The organism is Streptomyces violens (assembly GCF_000717745.1).
GTDB lineage: Bacteria > Actinomycetota > Actinomycetes > Streptomycetales > Streptomycetaceae > Streptomyces > Streptomyces violens.
On the sequence record NZ_JOBH01000001.1, the window covers coordinates 158,417 to 174,190 of the forward strand.

At 73.7% G+C, this 15,774-nt stretch carries 14 protein-coding genes; 9 read left to right on the forward strand and 5 right to left on the reverse strand.

Translation table 11 applies throughout. The features are described from left to right. Window positions 1-46 precede the first annotated feature (46 nt). The 9 genes from paaN to paaE all read left to right on the forward strand — a co-directional run bounded on the left by paaN (window position 47) and on the right by paaE (window position 8,891). The gene (gene paaN / locus IF04_RS0100735; protein WP_078599690.1) at window positions 47-1,804 is read left to right on the forward strand and encodes a phenylacetic acid degradation protein PaaN; all 1,758 of its coding nucleotides are present in this window, start codon (window positions 47-49) and stop codon (window positions 1,802-1,804) included. A 1-nt stretch (window position 1,805) separates the two neighbouring features. After that, complete coding sequence (locus IF04_RS0100740; protein ID WP_030249236.1) at window positions 1,806-3,044, forward strand: thiolase family protein; 1,239 nt, start codon at window positions 1,806-1,808, stop codon at window positions 3,042-3,044. Beyond that, window positions 3,041-3,934, forward strand: coding sequence for an enoyl-CoA hydratase/isomerase family protein (locus IF04_RS0100745; RefSeq protein WP_078599691.1), 894 nt, complete (start codon window positions 3,041-3,043; stop codon window positions 3,932-3,934). Before IF04_RS0100740 ends, IF04_RS0100745 begins: the two co-directional genes overlap by 4 nt. Next, entirely contained in the window at window positions 3,931-4,812 is an 882-nt protein-coding gene (locus IF04_RS0100750) for a 3-hydroxyacyl-CoA dehydrogenase family protein (RefSeq protein WP_030249241.1), read from the forward strand. The genes IF04_RS0100745 and IF04_RS0100750 overlap by 4 nt, the downstream gene beginning before the upstream one ends. 137 nt (window positions 4,813-4,949) lie before the next feature. After that, the gene (paaA, locus tag IF04_RS0100755) at window positions 4,950-5,948 is read left to right on the forward strand and encodes a 1,2-phenylacetyl-CoA epoxidase subunit PaaA (RefSeq protein WP_030249244.1); all 999 of its coding nucleotides are present in this window, start codon (window positions 4,950-4,952) and stop codon (window positions 5,946-5,948) included. Further along, window positions 5,945-6,262 (forward strand): 1,2-phenylacetyl-CoA epoxidase subunit PaaB, encoded by a 318-nt coding sequence (paaB, locus tag IF04_RS0100760; protein ID WP_030249246.1) that lies wholly within the window; start codon window positions 5,945-5,947, stop codon window positions 6,260-6,262. The genes paaA and paaB overlap by 4 nt, the downstream gene beginning before the upstream one ends. Window positions 6,263-6,334: 72 nt before the next feature. Continuing rightward, window positions 6,335-7,225 carry a 1,2-phenylacetyl-CoA epoxidase subunit PaaC gene (gene paaC / locus IF04_RS0100765; protein ID WP_245654231.1) on the forward strand — a complete coding sequence of 297 codons (891 nt, stop codon included), beginning with the start codon at window positions 6,335-6,337 and terminating at the stop codon, window positions 7,223-7,225. Window positions 7,226-7,227: 2 nt separating this feature from the next. Further along, on the forward strand, window positions 7,228-7,776 hold the full coding sequence (paaD, locus tag IF04_RS0100770) for a 1,2-phenylacetyl-CoA epoxidase subunit PaaD (protein WP_051830623.1): 549 nt from the start codon (window positions 7,228-7,230) through the stop codon (window positions 7,774-7,776). After that, complete coding sequence (gene paaE, locus IF04_RS0100775) at window positions 7,776-8,891, forward strand: 1,2-phenylacetyl-CoA epoxidase subunit PaaE (protein WP_030249255.1); 1,116 nt, start codon at window positions 7,776-7,778, stop codon at window positions 8,889-8,891. Before paaD ends, paaE begins: the two co-directional genes overlap by 1 nt. 109 nt (window positions 8,892-9,000) lie before the next feature. On the opposite strand, the gene IF04_RS0100780 is transcribed toward paaE, so the two are convergent. Genes IF04_RS0100780 through pabB form a run of 5 tightly spaced genes read right to left on the reverse strand, consistent with a single transcriptional unit; the run spans window position 9,001 to window position 15,765 of the window. Next, complete coding sequence (locus tag IF04_RS0100780; RefSeq protein WP_030249257.1) at window positions 9,001-10,032, reverse strand: 3-deoxy-7-phosphoheptulonate synthase; 1,032 nt, start codon at window positions 10,030-10,032, stop codon at window positions 9,001-9,003. Next, on the reverse strand, window positions 10,019-11,296 hold the full coding sequence (locus IF04_RS0100785) for an ATP-grasp domain-containing protein (RefSeq protein WP_051830538.1): 1,278 nt from the start codon (window positions 11,294-11,296) through the stop codon (window positions 10,019-10,021). The genes IF04_RS0100780 and IF04_RS0100785 overlap by 14 nt, the downstream gene beginning before the upstream one ends. Before the next feature lie 52 nt (window positions 11,297-11,348). Further along, window positions 11,349-12,635, reverse strand: a complete 1,287-nt coding sequence (locus IF04_RS0100790; protein WP_063829420.1) for an MFS transporter — start codon at window positions 12,633-12,635, stop codon at window positions 11,349-11,351. Then, window positions 12,629-13,624: a prephenate dehydrogenase/arogenate dehydrogenase family protein gene (locus IF04_RS0100795; RefSeq protein ID WP_063829421.1), complete on the reverse strand. Its 996-nt coding sequence runs from the start codon at window positions 13,622-13,624 to the stop codon at window positions 12,629-12,631. Before IF04_RS0100795 ends, IF04_RS0100790 begins: the two co-directional genes overlap by 7 nt. Next, window positions 13,624-15,765, reverse strand: a complete 2,142-nt coding sequence (gene pabB / locus IF04_RS0100800; protein WP_051830541.1) for an aminodeoxychorismate synthase component I — start codon at window positions 15,763-15,765, stop codon at window positions 13,624-13,626. Before pabB ends, IF04_RS0100795 begins: the two co-directional genes overlap by 1 nt. Between the last annotated feature and the right edge of the window lie 9 nt (window positions 15,766-15,774).

The following is a 15,774-nucleotide window of genomic DNA, read 5'->3' on the forward strand; positions in this document are numbered from 1 at the left end:
GGTTAAACAATCAGCATCTGAAGTGCCTGTCAAGAGGTGGACTGCCTTGTCCGAGAGCGTCACTGACCGAGCCACCGACCGATCCTCCGGTCGCGCCACTGATCGAACCGACTTCTTCCCCCGCCACAAGGACCTGCTGGAGCGCGCCGTCGCCGCGGCCGGTGACCGGGACCACTGGTCGCCGCACCCCGAGTCGCCGAGCCCGAAGGTGTACGGCCCGGAGGCGGCGCCCGCCGGCGAGGCCGCCTTCCGCGCCCACCTGGGCTCCGCCTTCAAGCTCCCCGGCCACCCGCAGAGCGGCACGGTCGCCGTCGGTGAGCGCTCTCCGTACGGCCTGCCGCTGGACGTCGACTACCCGCGCATCACGCCCGAGGAGGCGGTGGCCGCGGCGAAGGCGGCGGCTCCTGCCTGGCGCGCGGCCACGCCGGACGTCCGCGCGGGCGTCGCCGCCGAGATCCTGTCCCGGCTGAACGCCGCGAGTTTCGAGATCGCGCACGCGGTGCACCACACGACGGGCCAGCCCTTCGTGATGGCGTTCCAGGCGGGCGGGCCGCACGCGCAGGACCGCGGCCTGGAGGCGGTGGCGTACGCCTGGGCAGAGCAGAAGAAGCTCCCGGCGGTCACGCGCTGGACGAAGCCGCAGCGCAAGGGCGAGCCGCTCGTCATGGAGAAGACCTTCACCCCCGTGGGACGAGGGGTGAACCTGCTCATCGCGTGCAACACCTTCCCCACGTGGAACGGCTATCCGGGCCTCTTCGCCGGCCTGGTCACGGGCAATCCCGTGATCGTCAAGCCGCACGCGGGCGCCGTGCTCCCGCTGGCCATCACGGTCCGGATCGCCCGCGAGGTGCTGGCCGAGGCCGGCTTCGACCCGGACGTGGTCCTCCTCGCCGCCGAGACCGCCGACCAGCGCACCGCCGCCGAGCTGGCGCTCCACCCGGACGTCCGGGTCGTGGACTTCACCGGCTCCAAGGAATTCGGCAACTGGCTGGAGGACCACGCCCGCCAGGCCGTCGTCTACACGGAGAAGGCCGGCCTGAACACCGTCGTGCTGGACTCCACCGACGACTACAAGGGCCTGCTGCGCAACCTCGCCTTCGCCCTCTCCCTGTACAGCGGCCAGATGTGCACCACCCCGCAGAACCTTCTGGTGCCGCGCGACGGCATCCGTACGGACCAGGGCACCCGTACCGCCGCGGAGTTCGGCGAGGACCTGGCGGCCGCGCTGGACAAGCTGCTGGGCGACCCGGAGCGGGCGGCGGGCACGCTCGGCGCGCTCGTCAACGACGGGGTGCGCGCACGCCTGTCCGAGGCGGCGGGCCTGGGCCAGGCTGTGCACCCCTCGGCGACCGTCGACCACCCCGAGTACGACGGCGCCACGCTGAGCACGCCGCACGTCGCGCTGCTGGACGCGGCCGCCGACGCGGGGACTTACACCCGCGAGTGGTTCGGCCCCGTCTCGTTCGTGATCGCCACCGACTCCACGGAGCACAGCCTGCGGCTCTTCACCGAGACGGTCCGGGCGCACGGCGCGCTCACCGCCACCGTGCATGCCACCGGCGAGGACGTCCTGGAGGCCGCCCGGGCCGCCGCTCTGGAGGCCGGCGTCCACCTCTCCGAGAACCTCACCGGCGCGGTCTTCCCCAACCAGACCGCCGCGTTCAGCGACTTCCACGGCAGCGCGGCGAATCCGGCGGCCTCCGCCACGCTCACCGACTCGGCCTTCATCACCGGCCGGTTCGACGTGCTCCAGTCCCGCCGCCACGTGGCCCCCGAAGCGGCCACCGCCACCGAGGAGAGCTGACGTGTCCGACGAGGTCTATCTGGTCGACGGCGCCCGTACGCCGCAGGGCCGGTACGGCGGCGCGCTGGCCTCCGTACGCCCCGACGATCTGGCCGCCCTGGTGGTCGGCGAGGCGGTGCGCCGCGCCGGCGCCCCGGCCGAGGCGGTCGACGAGGTCATACTCGGCGCGGCCAACCAGGCCGGCGAGGACAACCGCGACGTGGCGCGGATGGCCGTACTGCTGGCCGGCCTGCCGCACAGCGTCCCCGGGTACACCGTCAACCGGCTGTGCGCGTCCGGTCTGACCGCCGTCGCCTCGGCCGCGCAGGCCATCAGGGCGGGCGAGGCGGACCTGGTCGTGGCGGGCGGCGTGGAGTCGATGACCCGCGCGCCCTGGGTGATGGCCAAGCCCGGCACCCCCTGGGCGAAGCCGGGCGAGGTGCACGACACGTCGCTGGGCTGGCGGTTCACCAACCCGAAGTTCACCTCCGCCGACCGCGGGACAGCCGGGTCCGGCCCCGAGACGGCCAAGACGACGCTCTCCATGGGCGAGACCGCCGAGGAGGTCGCGGCGCTCGACGGCATCACGCGGGCCGAGTCCGACGCCTTCGCGCTCCGCAGCCATCAGCGGGCGGTCGCCGCGCAGGAGGCCGGGCACTTCGACCGGGAGATCGTTCCGGTACCGGTCAAGGGTGGCCGGCAGGGCGCGGACGGCGAGGTGACCCGTGACGAGGGCCCGCGCCCCGGCACGACCCTCGACAAGCTCGGCACACTGCGGACGATCTTCCGTGCGGACGGCGTCGTCACCGCCGGTTCCTCCTCGCCGCTCTCCGACGGCGCGGCCGCGCTGCTGGTGGCGAGCGCCGAGGCAGTGCGGCGGTACGGCCTGACGCCCCGCGCCCGCATCGTCACCTCCGCCTCGGCGGGCCTCCAGCCGAACCTCATGGGCCTGGGCCCGGTGCCGGCCACGGAGAAGGCGCTGGCCCGCGCGGACTGGAAGATCTCCGACCTGGGCGCGATCGAGCTGAACGAAGCCTTCGCCGCCCAGTCCCTGGCCGTCACCCGGCGGCTCGGCCTGGACGAGGACAAGGTCAACGCCGACGGCGGCGCCATCGCGCTCGGCCACCCCCTCGGCTGTTCCGGCGCCCGCATCCTGCTGACGCTCCTGGGCCGCCTGGAGCGCGAGGACGCCCATCGGGGCCTGGCCACGCTGTGCGTCGGTGTGGGACAGGGGGTCGCGATGCTGGTGGAGCGGATATGAGCGAGCCGACAGGGGCCGGGAGGACCGGCACGGCGGCGACCGCGGACCGTACGGCGGCCGATACGGGCGGCGCAGGCGCCACGACCGCTGCGGTGGTGGACGCGGCGTACGAGACGCTGCGCGTCGAGGAGCGGGACGACCGGGTCGTGGTGACCCTGTACCGGCCCGAGGCGCGCAACGCGATCAGCGGACGGATGATCTCCGAGCTGCACGCCGTCTGCGACCTGCTGGAGCGCGACCCGAGGCTGCTGCTGCTCACCGGGCACGGCGGCGTGTTCGCGGGCGGCGCGGACATCGCCGAGCTGCTGCGCCGCAGCCGGGACGACGCACTGCGCGGCATCAACAGCCGACTGTTCGAGCGGGTACGACGGCTGCCGATGCCGACGCTGGCCGCGGTGGACGGCTGGGCGCTGGGCGGCGGCGCGGAGCTGAGTTACGCCTGCGACCTCCGGATCGCCGGGCCGGACGCGGTGTTCGGGAACCCGGAGCCGGGGCTGGGCATCCTCGCCGCGGCCGGCGCGTCCTGGCGGCTGCCCGAGCTGGTCGGCGAGTCGATCGCCAAGCAAGTGCTGCTCGCCGGGCGGAACTTGGACGCGTCCGCGGCACTCGCCGCGGGCCTGGTCATGGAGGTCGTACCGGCCGACGAGCTGCTGGAGCGGGCACATGCCGTACTGGACCGCATGGCGCGCTCCTCGGCGACAGCACTGCGGCTGACCAAGCTCGTGGTGGACGCGCCCGGCGCGCATCCGGTCGCCGACGACCTCGCCCAGGCGGTGCTCTTCGAGGGGCAGGACAAGAAGGACCGGATGACGCGCTTCTTGGAAAAGAGGGGCTCGGAAAAGAGAGGCCCGGTGCAGAAGGGCCCGGAGAAGAAGGGGGAGCGGTCATGAGCGCGGCAGCGAAGGAGGCCGGGGCGAGCGCCGCTCCGGTGGCGGTGGGTGTGATCGGGGGCGGGCGGATGGGCGCCGGCATAGCCCAGTCGTTCGCGGCGGCCGGCTCGCGGGTCACGGTCGTCGAGAGCGGCGCCGACGCCGCGGCAGCCGCGCTGGACCGGGTGGCGACCGGGCTCGCGCGCGCCGCCGAGCGCGGCAAGCTCGCCGAGCCGGCGGAGACCGTACTGGCCCGGGTCGCCACGGCCGCCTCTCCCGGAGAGCTGCCCGCCGGCATCGAGCTGGTCGTCGAGGCCGTGCCGGAGGACGCCGCGCTCAAGGCGAAGCTGCTGGCCGCGGCCGAGCAGGCGGTCTCCGACGACACCGTGCTGGCGACGAACACCAGCTCCCTGTCGGTCACCGAGCTCGGCGCCGCGCTCCGGCGCCCCGCCCGTTTCCTCGGCATGCACTTCTTCAACCCCGTCCCCGCCTCGGCGCTGATCGAGCTGGTCGTCGCCCCGGAGACCGCGGACGCCACGCTGGAGTCGGCGCTGGCCTGGACGCACGCGCTCGGCAAGACCGACGTCGTGGTCAAGGACTCCCCCGGCTTCGCCAGCAGCCGGCTGGGGCTGGCGCTCGGCCTGGAGGCGGTGCGGATGGTCGAGGAGGGCGTGGCGGAGCCCGCCGCGATCGACGCCGCGATGAGCCTGGGGTACAAGCATCCGATGGGCCCGCTGAGGCTGACCGACCTGGTCGGCCTGGACGTCCGTCTCGCTATAGCGGAGTACTTGCAGGCCACGCTGGGCGAGCGGTTCGCGCCGCCCGCGCTGCTCCGCGAAAAGGTCGCCCGCGGCGAGCTGGGCCGCAAGACGGGGCAGGGGTTCTACACATGGGAGTGAGCTCCTTCGGAGAGCGCCGGCACCGCGGCCGCCCCGTCTTCGAACGCCGCTGAACGATTCACCGCCCCCTCTTGCCATACACGCCGGAATACACGAGACTGAGTAACCGAACGAACGGTCGGTTGGGAAGGATGGACATGCCAAGCTCTGCATCCTCGTCACCGGGCGACACCGCGGCGGCGCCGCCCCGGGAGCCCGATCTCCAGGCGCACTTCGACCGCACGATCGCCCGTGACCAGCGCGTCGAGCCGCGGGACTGGATGCCGGAGGGGTACCGCAGGACGCTGATCCGGCAGATCGCCCAGCACGCCCACTCCGAGATCATCGGCATGCAGCCGGAGGGCGCGTGGATCACACGTGCCCCGTCGCTGCGCCGCAAGGCGATCCTCTTCGCGAAGGTCCAGGACGAGGCCGGCCACGGCCTGTACCTGTACTCCGCGGCCGAGACCCTGGGCGCGGACCGCGACGACCTGACCGACCGGCTGATCGAGGGCCGGCAGAAGTACTCCTCGATCTTCAACTACCCCACCCCGACCTTCGCCGACGTCGGCGTGATCGGCTGGTTCGTGGACGGCGCCGCGATCTGCAACCAGGTCCCGCTGTGCCGCAGTTCGTACGGCCCGTACGCGCGGGCCATGGTGCGGGTCTGCAAGGAGGAGTCGTTCCACCAGCGGCAGGGCTATGAGCTGCTGCGGACGATGATGACGGGCACGCAGGCGCAGCGCGACATGGTGCAGGACGCGGTGGACCGCTGGTGGTGGCCGTCCCTGATGATGTTCGGCCCGCCGGACGACGACTCGCCGAACTCCGCGCAGTCGATGGCCTGGCGCATCAAGCGCCACTCCAACGACGAGCTGCGGCAGAAGTTCGTCGACATGACCGTGCCGCAGGCCGAGAAGCTCGGCGTCACCCTCCCCGACCCCGAGCTGAAGTGGAACGAGGAGCGCGGTCACCACGACTTCGGCACCCCCGACTTCAGCGAGCTGATGCGGGTCATCAAGGGCGACGGGCCGTGCAACGCCGAGCGGATGGCCCGGCGCCGTACGGCCCACGAGGAAGGCGCCTGGGTGCGCGAAGCAGCGGCGGCCCATGCGGCCAAGCAGGCCCGCCGGGAAGAGAAGGAGCGCGCGGCATGAGCGAGACCCGAGGCCAGGCCCACGACCACCCCAAGGGCCAGTGGCCGCTGTACGAGATCTTCGTACGCAGCAAGCGCGGCCTGAACCATGTGCACGTCGGGTCGCTCCGCGCCGCCGACGACCGGATGGCGCTCACGCACGCCCGCGACCTCTACACCCGGCGCAACGAAGGCGTCTCCCTCTGGGCCGTGCGCAGCGAGCACATCGTCGCGTCCACGCCCGACGAGAAGGACCCGTTCTTCGAGCCCAGCGGCGACAAGGTCTACCGCCACCCGACCTTCTACGACATCCCGGCGGACGTCCCGCACATCTAGCCCGCCGGCCCGCGATCAGGATCCGACCAGGAGCAGCAGGACCAGCAGGAACAGGACCAGGAGCAGCTAGGAATGGCAGCCGACATGAGTGACGCCCGCGAAGCGGCCGACGATCACGTGTACCTCTCGCTGGCCGACGGCGACGAGGGCGACGCCCGCTGGGCCTTCGGCACGGGCTTCGCCGACCCGCTGCACGGCGTGCCGACGGCGCTGCCCGAGGGCGTGGACGCGGCCGCGCTGGCCGCGGTCTGCGTGGCCCTCGGGGACGACGCGCTGATCGGCGCGCAGCGGCTCGCCGAGTGGTGCACCCGCGCCCCCGAGCTGGAGGAGGAGATGGCGCTCGCCAACATCGGCCTCGACCTGCTCGGCCAGGCCCGGCTGCTGTACTCCCGCGCCGGGCAGGCCGACGGCACGGGCCGCGGCGAGGACGCGTACGCCTACTTCCGCGACGCGGCGGACTTCCGCAACGTACGCCTGGCGGAGCTGCCCCGCGGCGACTTCGCGTGCTGCGTCGGACGGCTGCTGACGCTGTCCGCGTGGCGGCTGGCCCTGTTCGAGCGGCTGGCCGGCTGTGCCGACCCGGTGCTGGCGGCGGTGGCCGCGAAGGGCGTCAAGGAGCTGACGTACCACCGGCAGTACGCGGCGGAGTGGGTCGTCCGGCTCGGCGACGGCACGGAGGAGTCGCACCGCCGGATGCAGGCCGCCTGGACGGAGCTCGCCCCCTGGCTGGACGAGCTGTACGCGGACCGGACCGCCGAGGGCTTCGGCGCGCCCGCCGAGGAGGTCGCCGAGGCCACCCGCGCGGTGCTCGCACAGGTGGCCGAGGCCGCCGGGCTGAGTACTCCCGCGCAGGTCACGGCCGTACCGGGCGCGGGCCGGGACGGTGACCGCACGGAGCACCTGGCGCCGCTCCTCGACGAGCTGCAGGGCCTCGCCCGCGCCCACCCGGAAGCCGCGTGGTGACGATGGCCGCGACTCTGCACGCCCTCCACGACGACGGCGCCGCGCCGGAGACCGCCGCGACCCGCGCCCGGCGGATCGCCTCCGAGGTCGTCGACCCCGAGCTGCCCATGGTCACCCTCGCCGAGCTGGGCGTCCTGCGCGGCGTCGAGGTGGCGCCGGACGGCTCGGTCACCGCGACCATGACCCCGACCTACTCGGGCTGCCCGGCCATGGCCGAGATGCGGGCCACGCTCGCGGCCCGGCTGCGCGCCGCCGGGTACGCGGATGTCCGTATCGAAACGGTGCTGGACCCGCCGTGGACGACGGACTGGATCTCCGAGGAGGGCCGCCGCAAGCTCGCCGAGCACGGCATCGCGCCGCCCGGCCCCGCCCCGCGCCGCACCGGAGGCCCGGTCCTGCTGGACCTGTCACCGACCCGCCGGGCCGTGCCCTGCCCGCGCTGCGGCTCCGCCGACACCGAGGAGCTCTCCCGCTTCGGCGCCACCTCCTGCCGGGCGCTGCGCCGCTGCCGCAGCTGCCGGGAACCGTACGAGCACGTCAAGGAGATCTGATGACCGCCCCCACCGCGCCCGCCTCGCCCGCCCCGGCGGCGGCCCCGGCCCGCCGGCGTCCGGCGTTCCACTCCCTCCGCGTCGCCGCGGTCGAGCCGCTGACCGACGACTCCGCCGCCGTCGGCTTCGACGTGCCGGAGGAGCTGGCCGAGGAGTTCGCGTTCGCGCCCGGCCAGGCGCTCACCCTCCGCCGGGAGATCGAGGGCCGCGACGAGCGCCGCTCGTACAGCATCTGCGCCCCCGCCGGCGACGCCCCGCGCATCGGCGTCCGCGTCGTGCCCGGCGGCCTGTTCTCGTCCTGGCTGGTCAACGACGTAAGGCCCGGGGACACCGTCGAGGTGATGGCGCCCACCGGCTTCTTCACCCCCGACCTCACCGTCCCCGGCCACCATGTCCTGATCGCGGCCGGCTCCGGGATCACGCCGATGCTCTCCATCGCCGGGTCCGTGCTGGCCGCCGACGACAGCTCGCGCGTCACGCTCTTCTACGGCAACCGCCGCACGGCCACGGTGATGTTCGCGGACGAGCTGGCCGACCTGAAGGATCGTTACCCCACCCGCTTCCAGCTCGGCCACGTCCTCTCCCGGGAACCGCGCGAGGCCGAACTGCTCTCCGGGCGCCTGGACGCCGACCGGCTGTCCGCGCTCATCGGCTCGCTGGTCGACGTGGCGGACGCCGACCACTGGTGGCTGTGCGGTCCGCACGGCATGGTCCGCGACGCGCAGCAGGTACTGGCCGGTCTCGGCGTGCCCGAGGACCGCGTGCACCAGGAGCTGTTCTACGCCGACGACGAGCCGGTGCACGAGGCCCGGCACGAAGAGCCCGCGGCCGACGGCCCGGTCAGCGAGGTCACGATCACCCTCGACGGCCGGACGACGACCCAGCCGCTCCCCCGCGACCGCGCCATACTGGACGGCGCCCAGCAGGCCCGCCCGGACGTCCCGTTCGCCTGCAAGGGCGGCGTCTGCGGCACCTGCCGCGCGCTGATCCGCGACGGCGAGGCCGACATGCGCCGCAACTTCGCCCTGGAGACCTCCGAGGTCGAGGCCGGCTACGTCCTCACCTGCCAGAGCTTCCCGGCCTCCGAGACCCTGACGGTCGACTTCGACAGCTGACGGCCCGGCCGTCGTCGGCGGCACAGGCGTCACAGGCCCTCACGAGCGCTCACTGGCCCTCGCCAGGCGCTCGCGGGCGCTCACGGGCTCTCACAGGCCTCACGAGCGCTCACGGCGACCGGTAGTACTCGGCGAGCTGGAGGGCCAGCTCCAGACACGCGGCCGGTCCGCCGGTCCCGCCGGGCGGTCCGGCCGCACCGCCCGCCGCCGGTCCGCCGCCGGGTTCGAGGTGGAGGCCCCCGGCGTACGTACCCGACGCACGGTGCGCCTCGGCGAACGCCCTGGCCTCCGCCAGCACCGCGTCGAGGTCCCAGCGCGGCCCGCCGTCCGGCGCGTGCACGGCGTTGCCGTGCCAGGGGTCGCAGGCCCAGACGACCAGGGCACCGGACGCGGCGACCTTGCCCAGCAGGACGGGCAGTACGTCGTGCACGGCGTCGGCGCCGAGCCGGGTGAGGAAGGTGAGCCGGCCCGCGGACCGCTGCGGGTCCAGGCGGTCCACCAGCGCCAGCAGGACGTCGCTGGTGGTGTCCGGCCCCAGCGTCACCCCCACCGGTCCCCCGGCCCGCGCCACCCGCGCCACGACGCTGTCGTCACGGGCCGTCGTCCGGGCGTCCAGCCAGGTCAGATGCCCGGCGGCGTCCGTACGGCCGGCGAAGAGATCCGTCATCGGGGCCGGGTCCGTGCGGACACCGTGGGCGCGGATGAAGCGCAGCGCCGCGTCGATCTCGCGGATCAGCGGCGCGTAGTGGTCGCGCCGCGGTGAGCTCGCCACGAACCGCTGGTTCGCCGCATGCGCCTCCCGCACGCCCGGCCGCCCGTCACGCGTCAGCGCTCGCGCCAGGTTCAGCGTGGCAGCCGGCTCCTCGTCAGCGGCGTCGCTGTGCAGCAGCCGTACGACGGGGACCCCGGCGGCGTACGACAGCACGAGGGCGGCCTGCGACAGCACCGACAGCAGGCTCCCGAGGCGCGCGGCCACGGGCGGGCCACCGGGCCACGCCCGGTCGGCGGCCTGGATCAGCAGCGCCTCCCCGCGTGCGACGGCGGACAGGTGCTCCTGGAGCCGGGCGCGCTCGCCGGGGAGGACGAGCGCCGGGCCGGCCACCGGCGCGGGCCGCGCCGCCGCCCCGTCACGCGGTGACAATGCTGATCTTTTCCGCGACGCGGTCGCACAGGTCCACGGCTGCCGCGGTGTCCGCGGCGGTGACCAGGATCTGTCCGACCCGGTCCCAGCTGGCCTGCAGCGGCGGGACGGTGTCGCCGACCCGGACGCCGACCGAGATGTCCAGTACGCCGTCCAGCGCCCGCGCCGCCTCGACTCCGTGGATCTCCACGACCGTGCCGGGGGCGCTGGTCAGGAACCGGGTGGCGGCCGCGGCACGGGGGCGCGGGCGACCGGGCAGGGCCTCGCCCTGCCCGCTCAGCCAGGCGAGGGCACGGCCCTCCAGGTCGATGCCGTAGGCCGCCTCGACCAGTTCGGAGATCCGGTCGCCACCGGTCCGGTCGTGCGACTCGATCACCTTCGGGCCGCGGGACGAGAGACGTACCTCGGTGTGGGCCGGTCCGTGGCGCAGGCCGACGGCGTCCAGGAACGCGGTGACGCAGCCGGTGATCTCCGCCTCCGCACCGGCGGCCAGCCGGGCCGGCAGGGCGTGTCCCAGCTCCACGAACTCCGTGTGCGTGCGCTTCTCCGTGATGGCCACCACGGTGTGCCGGCCGCCAAAACTGAGCGACTCGACGCTGTACTCGGGGCCGTCGAGGTATTCCTCCATCAAGAAGCGCTCGAGGCGGAAGAAATTGGCGAACTGATGCTCCGAGCTGCTGCGCAGCCCCTCCAGCCGGTCCAGTACCGCATCGATGGCCGCGGGGCCGTCCACCCGCAGCACGCCCAGGCTCGCGGCGGCGTCGACGGGCTTGAGGATGAAGGGGAAGCCGTGTGCCCGGCCGAACTCCACCAGGCTCTCCCGGCCGCCGGCCTCCGCTGCCGCCACCGCCAGCGGCCCGGCCCCGGCGAGGTGGCGGCGCATGGCCCACTTGTCCCGCAGGAGGACGCTCACCCGGCTGGGGTTGCCGTCGAAGCCGAGCAGTTCGTTGACCAGGCCGACCGGCTCCAGCGCGGGTTCGAGGGTGGAGAACGCGCAGGTGAATCCGTACGCCTCGTGAGCCGCGGCCACCAGCGGCCGCAGCTCGCGCCAGTCCGTGTAGTCCACGAGCAGCGCCTTGTCGCACCACGCGGCCTCTTCGGCACGGAAGTACTGCGGCTGCTGTACGTACACGACGTGCAGGCCGAGCGCCTTGGCCTTGCGCAGGACGTCGGTGCGCCCGCCGATCACCAGGACACCTCCCGGCGAGGCGCCGGACGGCGGTGCGGTCGGCGGGGAGGAGAGCACGGCAGGGGTCTGGGACATGAGTGAGGACGCTCCTTGGACTGGTCGCAACCGCGCCGGCGGCAGCGGAGGTTCAGCCGGACGCCGGCACGTCGGACGCGGCCGGGCCGGCCGGCCGGTCCGCCGCCACGGGCGGCTCATCCGACGGCTCGGGCTCCGGCTTGCGGGTGCGCTCCGCCCAGCGGACGGCCGGCGCCATCGCCACGCTCGCGATCAGCAGCGCGGCGCCGAGCACCAGCCATCCGAGCGGCCCGCCGTAGATGATGAGGAAGGTGAGCACGATCGGGCCGAGGATCTCCGCGCCGGTCATCCCGATGCCGAAGAACCCTTGGTACTGGCCGTACTTGCCGGGCGGTGCGAGCCCGAAGCTGATCTCCCACGTACCCGCCGACTGCATCATCTCGCCCCACGTCAGCAGGGCGTAGGCCACGAGCATCACGGCGCCGGCCAGCCACGCGGAGTCCCCCGCGGCCGACAGCGCGAACACCGCGCAGGCCGCCAGCATGAAGAAACCGGAGCGCAGCACGAAGCGGGTCGCACCCGCCAGGTCCGTGACGCCGCGGGCCACCCGGACCTGCAGCAGCACCACGGACACCGTGTTGAGCACGAACATCGCCGAGACCAGCCACTTGGGGGCCGTGGTGTACTGCACGATCCACAGCGGCAGCGCCACGTCGATCAGCGGGCCGTGCAGCACCAGGATCAGGTTGAGCAGGGTGATGACGGCGTACGGGCGGTCCCGCAACACGGCGAGCCGGGGTTCGCCCTCCTCCGCCGCGGCCGGCGGCACGGCGGGCAGCCGGCCGAGGACGAAGGAGGAGGCGAAGAAGAGCAACGCGTTCGCGGCGAAGGCCGTCATGTAGGCGGCACGGTTGTCGAAGACCAGGGCCAGACCGCCGAACGCCGCTCCGATGGAGAGCCCCGTGTTGTACGTGGCCTTCATGTAGGCGCGGGTCTCGGTGATCCGCTCCTTGTCCACCAGCCCCGCCATCAGGGCTTGTTGTGCCGCCGACCCGCCGTGCTGGCAGATCGCGTACACACACGCCGTCAGGATGAACAGCGGCAGCGAGTGGATGAAGAGGTACGAGCCGGTGGCGAGCCCCGCCACGGCGAACAGCAGCACGGCCGTGCCCCGGGGGCCCTTGCGGTCGGCGACGTGCCCCAGGGGCACGCCCACGACCATGCCGAGCGTCCAGGCGACGGAGAGGCCCACGCCGAACTCGGCCGGGGACAGGCCGACGACGCGGGTGAAGTACAGCGCCGCGCAGACGTAGTACAGGCCGTCACCGACGCGGGCGACGAGCTGCGCGAGGGCGAGGGTGCGCGGCGGGCCGGGCGGCGGCAGCATGGTCGTCAGCACGTGGCACCTCCCGACGGCCGGTCCTGCCGCGGCGCCGGCTGCGGAAGCTCCGGCTGCGGCAGCTGCGCGAACAGGCCGGCGCACAGCTCGCCGTACGGCCCCAGCCGCTTGCCGAACATCTCGCGGATGCGGCCCACCTCCCGGGCGAACTCCGCCTCCGCCGCGCGGGCGGCAGCGGGTTCGGCGAGCCGGGCGGGGTCGGCGAGCCGGTCGAGCCGTTCCAGCCCCGAGGCGAGCGCCTGCCGCGCTTCCCGGGCCATTGGGTTGCCGGCCTGGACGTCCCAGTAGACCTCGGGCGTGCCGGCCGCGATACGGGCGAGCAGGGCCAGCAGTGTGGTGTGCGGGGGCGGGGCGAGCGCGCTCAGCGTCTCGATGTCCACGTCCAGTTCGGCCAGCGCGGCGCCGAAGGAGAGGACCGCGGCGTGGGTCAGCGCCTGGGACGCGGCGGCGAGCCGGTCGTGCTCGGCCGCCTCGACCGTCACCACGCGGCCGCCGCCCTGCCGCACGATGTCCAGCAGCCGGGCCGCCAACGGGCCGTCCCGGTGGACCACCGCGGCGACCGGCCGCCCGGGAAGACCGAGGGACGGAGCGAACATCGGGTTCAGGCCCACTGCTTGGTGTCCGGGGGCGGCCCGCCGCACGGCCTGGCTGAAGGACGACTTCACCGACAGCGTCTCGGCGAGCAGGGCGTCCGGCCGTACGGCGTCCGCCAGCACCGCCACCGCGTCCAGCGCCACCCGCTCGGGCAGCGCCAGCAGGACCAGGTCGGCACCGGCCAGTTCCGCACGTACCGCCGCGTCGGGGGCGGTGATGTCGCCGCGCAGCTGCCGGGGCGGTGGCCCGGTGGTGCCGGCCTGCTCGCCCGGCGGGGCGGTGTCGACCGTGCACACCTCGGCGCCGGCCGCGGCCAGGAGCTCGGCGAACATCCGGCCCACCGCCCCGGCGCCGCCCGCGACCACACACCGCAGCCGTCCTTCAGCGTCCGTCATCAGTGCTGTTCCCTGCTTTCCAGTACGCGCCCGGCCGTCCCGGCGGCCGCGCTTTCCGGTGCGGGCTCGCGGGGCGCCGCGAGAGCGGCGACCACCGCCCGGGACTTGACCATGGTTTCCTCGAATTCCTCGTCCGGGTCGGACAGGGCGACGATCGCACCGCCCACACCGAAGGTGGCCCGGTCACCGTCGACGACCAGGGTGCGGATGACGATGCTCAGATCGGCGGCTCCGGAGAGCGAGAACCAGCCGAGTGCCCCCGAGTACACCCCTCGTGGCCCCTCCTCGAGCCGGTCGATGATCTCCATGGTGCGGATCTTGGGCGCGCCGGTCATCGAGCCGCCGGGGAAGGACGCCCGGACGCAGTCCACCGCGGACCGGTCCGCGCGCAGTGTGCCCCGGATCGTGGAGACCAGCTGGTGCACCTGCGCGTAGCTCTCCACGGCGAAGAGCTTGGGCACGTGCACGGAGCCGATGTCGCAGACCGTGTTGAGGTCGTTGCGGACCAGGTCCACGATCATCAGGTTCTCGGCGCGGTCCTTCTCCTGGCCCAGCAGGTCCGCACGGAGCGCCGCGTCCTCGGCGGCCGTCGCGCCGCGCGGCCGGGTGCCCTTGATGGGCTTGGACTCCGCGCACCCGTCGGCACCGATGCTCAGGAACCGCTCGGGGGACGCGCTGAGTACCGCGGTACCGGGGAAGTCGAGCAGCGCTCCGTACGGTACGGGGCTGATCCGGCGCAGCCGGGTGTAGGTCTCCAGCGCGTCGGCCGGGGCGGGCACGGTGGCGGTGTTGGTCAGGCACACCTCATAGCTCTCGCCGTCCCTGATCTCGTCCAGGCAGGCACCGATGCGCTTGAGGTAGGCGTCCTTGCCGTGGCGCAGCGCGGTGGACTCGACCGATGCCGTGTGGCGTACGGGCACCACCGGGGTGCCGGCGGGTTCCTCGGCCAGCCGGTGCACGGCGTCGGCCGTGGCGTCCAGCCAGGCCGTACTCCCCCGCTCGCCGGTGTCCGGCTCCAGCGCGAGGAGGTAGCAGGCGCCCTCCAGGTGGTCGAGGACGAGCGCGCGGTCGGCGAAGAGCAGGGCCGCGTCGGGCGTGGCCGCGTCGTACGCGGCGGCACCGCCGGTCTCCGCCTTGAGCTCGTAGCCGAGGTAGCCGACGTAGCCGAGGTTGAAGTCGAAGGGCAGCCCCTCGGGCACCGGGAGGGTCCGCAGCCGCAGCTGTTCGTCGAGGTGGTCGAAGAACCGCCGGCGGACGCGGCGCGGCGGGTGGCCGGGGCGCTGCACGGTGACCGTGCCGTCGGCGACGCTGTAGGTGAGGTACTCCGCCAGCGGGCCGGTGCCGTCGCCCATGAAGGAGAAGCGGGAGACTCCTTCGATGACGGCGCTGCTGTCCAGCCAGAAGCTGTGCGGCGCAGCGGCGAACAGGGTGCGGTAGGCGGCCTGCGCGTCGGGCAGCACCGGGAGCTTCCGCACCCGCAGGCGGTACGGAGAGGCGGCGGGCGCGGGCACGGGCTGCCGGCCCGGCCGCTGCGGTCTTCGCGCCGGCCGCGTCGCCGCGGTACGGGAGCGTTCCCGGGTGAGGTCGCGGAAGTTGGCCAGCAGCTCCCTGCCGTACGTACTGGATATCGACTCCGGGTGGAACTGCACGCCCCACAGCGGTGCGGTGCGGTGCCGTACCCCCATCAGGACGCCGTCCTCGGTCCAGGCGATGGCCTCCAGCTCCGCGGGGAGTCCGGTGACCGCGAGCGAGTGGTAGCGCACGACGGGGAAGGTGGAGGGCAGGCCGGCGAAGATGTCCTGACCGCTGTGGCGGACGTCGGAGAGCCGGCCGTGCATGGGCTCGGGCGCGTGCCCGACCTCGGCACCGGCCAGGTGGCAGATGGCCTGGTGGCCGAGGCAGACACCGAGCACGGGCAGCCCGCTCTCGCGGATGGCCCGGGCGCTGATGCCCAGGTCGGCCGCGCGTTCGGGCGTTCCCGGGCCGGGCGAGACGACGATGTTGTCCACGTCCGCGAACGGGATGCCGGCCCAGTCGACGTCGTTGCGCACGACCACGGGCGGCTCTCCGTTCACCTCCCCGAGGAGTTGGTGGAGGTTGTAGGTGAAGGAGTCGTAGTTGTCGATGATGAGTGTGCGCATCGTGTGCGA

Bases quoted from the DNA above. Each gene is read 5' to 3' on its own strand.
- paaC (WP_245654231.1), top strand. From the start codon at position 6,335: ATGGCAGCCGACATGAGTGACGCCCGCGAAGCGGCCGACGATCACGTG.
- paaB (WP_030249246.1), top strand. From the start codon at position 5,945: ATGAGCGAGACCCGAGGCCAGGCCCACGACCACCCCAAGGGCCAGTGG.
- IF04_RS0100795 (WP_063829421.1), bottom strand. From the start codon at position 13,624: ATGACGGACGCTGAAGGACGGCTGCGGTGTGTGGTCGCGGGCGGCGCC.
- paaA (WP_030249244.1), top strand. From the start codon at position 4,950: ATGCCAAGCTCTGCATCCTCGTCACCGGGCGACACCGCGGCGGCGCCG.
- IF04_RS0100745 (WP_078599691.1), top strand. From the start codon at position 3,041: ATGAGCGAGCCGACAGGGGCCGGGAGGACCGGCACGGCGGCGACCGCG.
- paaD (WP_051830623.1), top strand. From the start codon at position 7,228: ATGGCCGCGACTCTGCACGCCCTCCACGACGACGGCGCCGCGCCGGAG.
- IF04_RS0100750 (WP_030249241.1), top strand. From the start codon at position 3,931: ATGAGCGCGGCAGCGAAGGAGGCCGGGGCGAGCGCCGCTCCGGTGGCG.
- IF04_RS0100785 (WP_051830538.1), bottom strand. From the start codon at position 11,296: ATGTCCCAGACCCCTGCCGTGCTCTCCTCCCCGCCGACCGCACCGCCG.
- paaE (WP_030249255.1), top strand. From the start codon at position 7,776: ATGACCGCCCCCACCGCGCCCGCCTCGCCCGCCCCGGCGGCGGCCCCG.
- pabB (WP_051830541.1), bottom strand. From the start codon at position 15,765: ATGCGCACACTCATCATCGACAACTACGACTCCTTCACCTACAACCTC.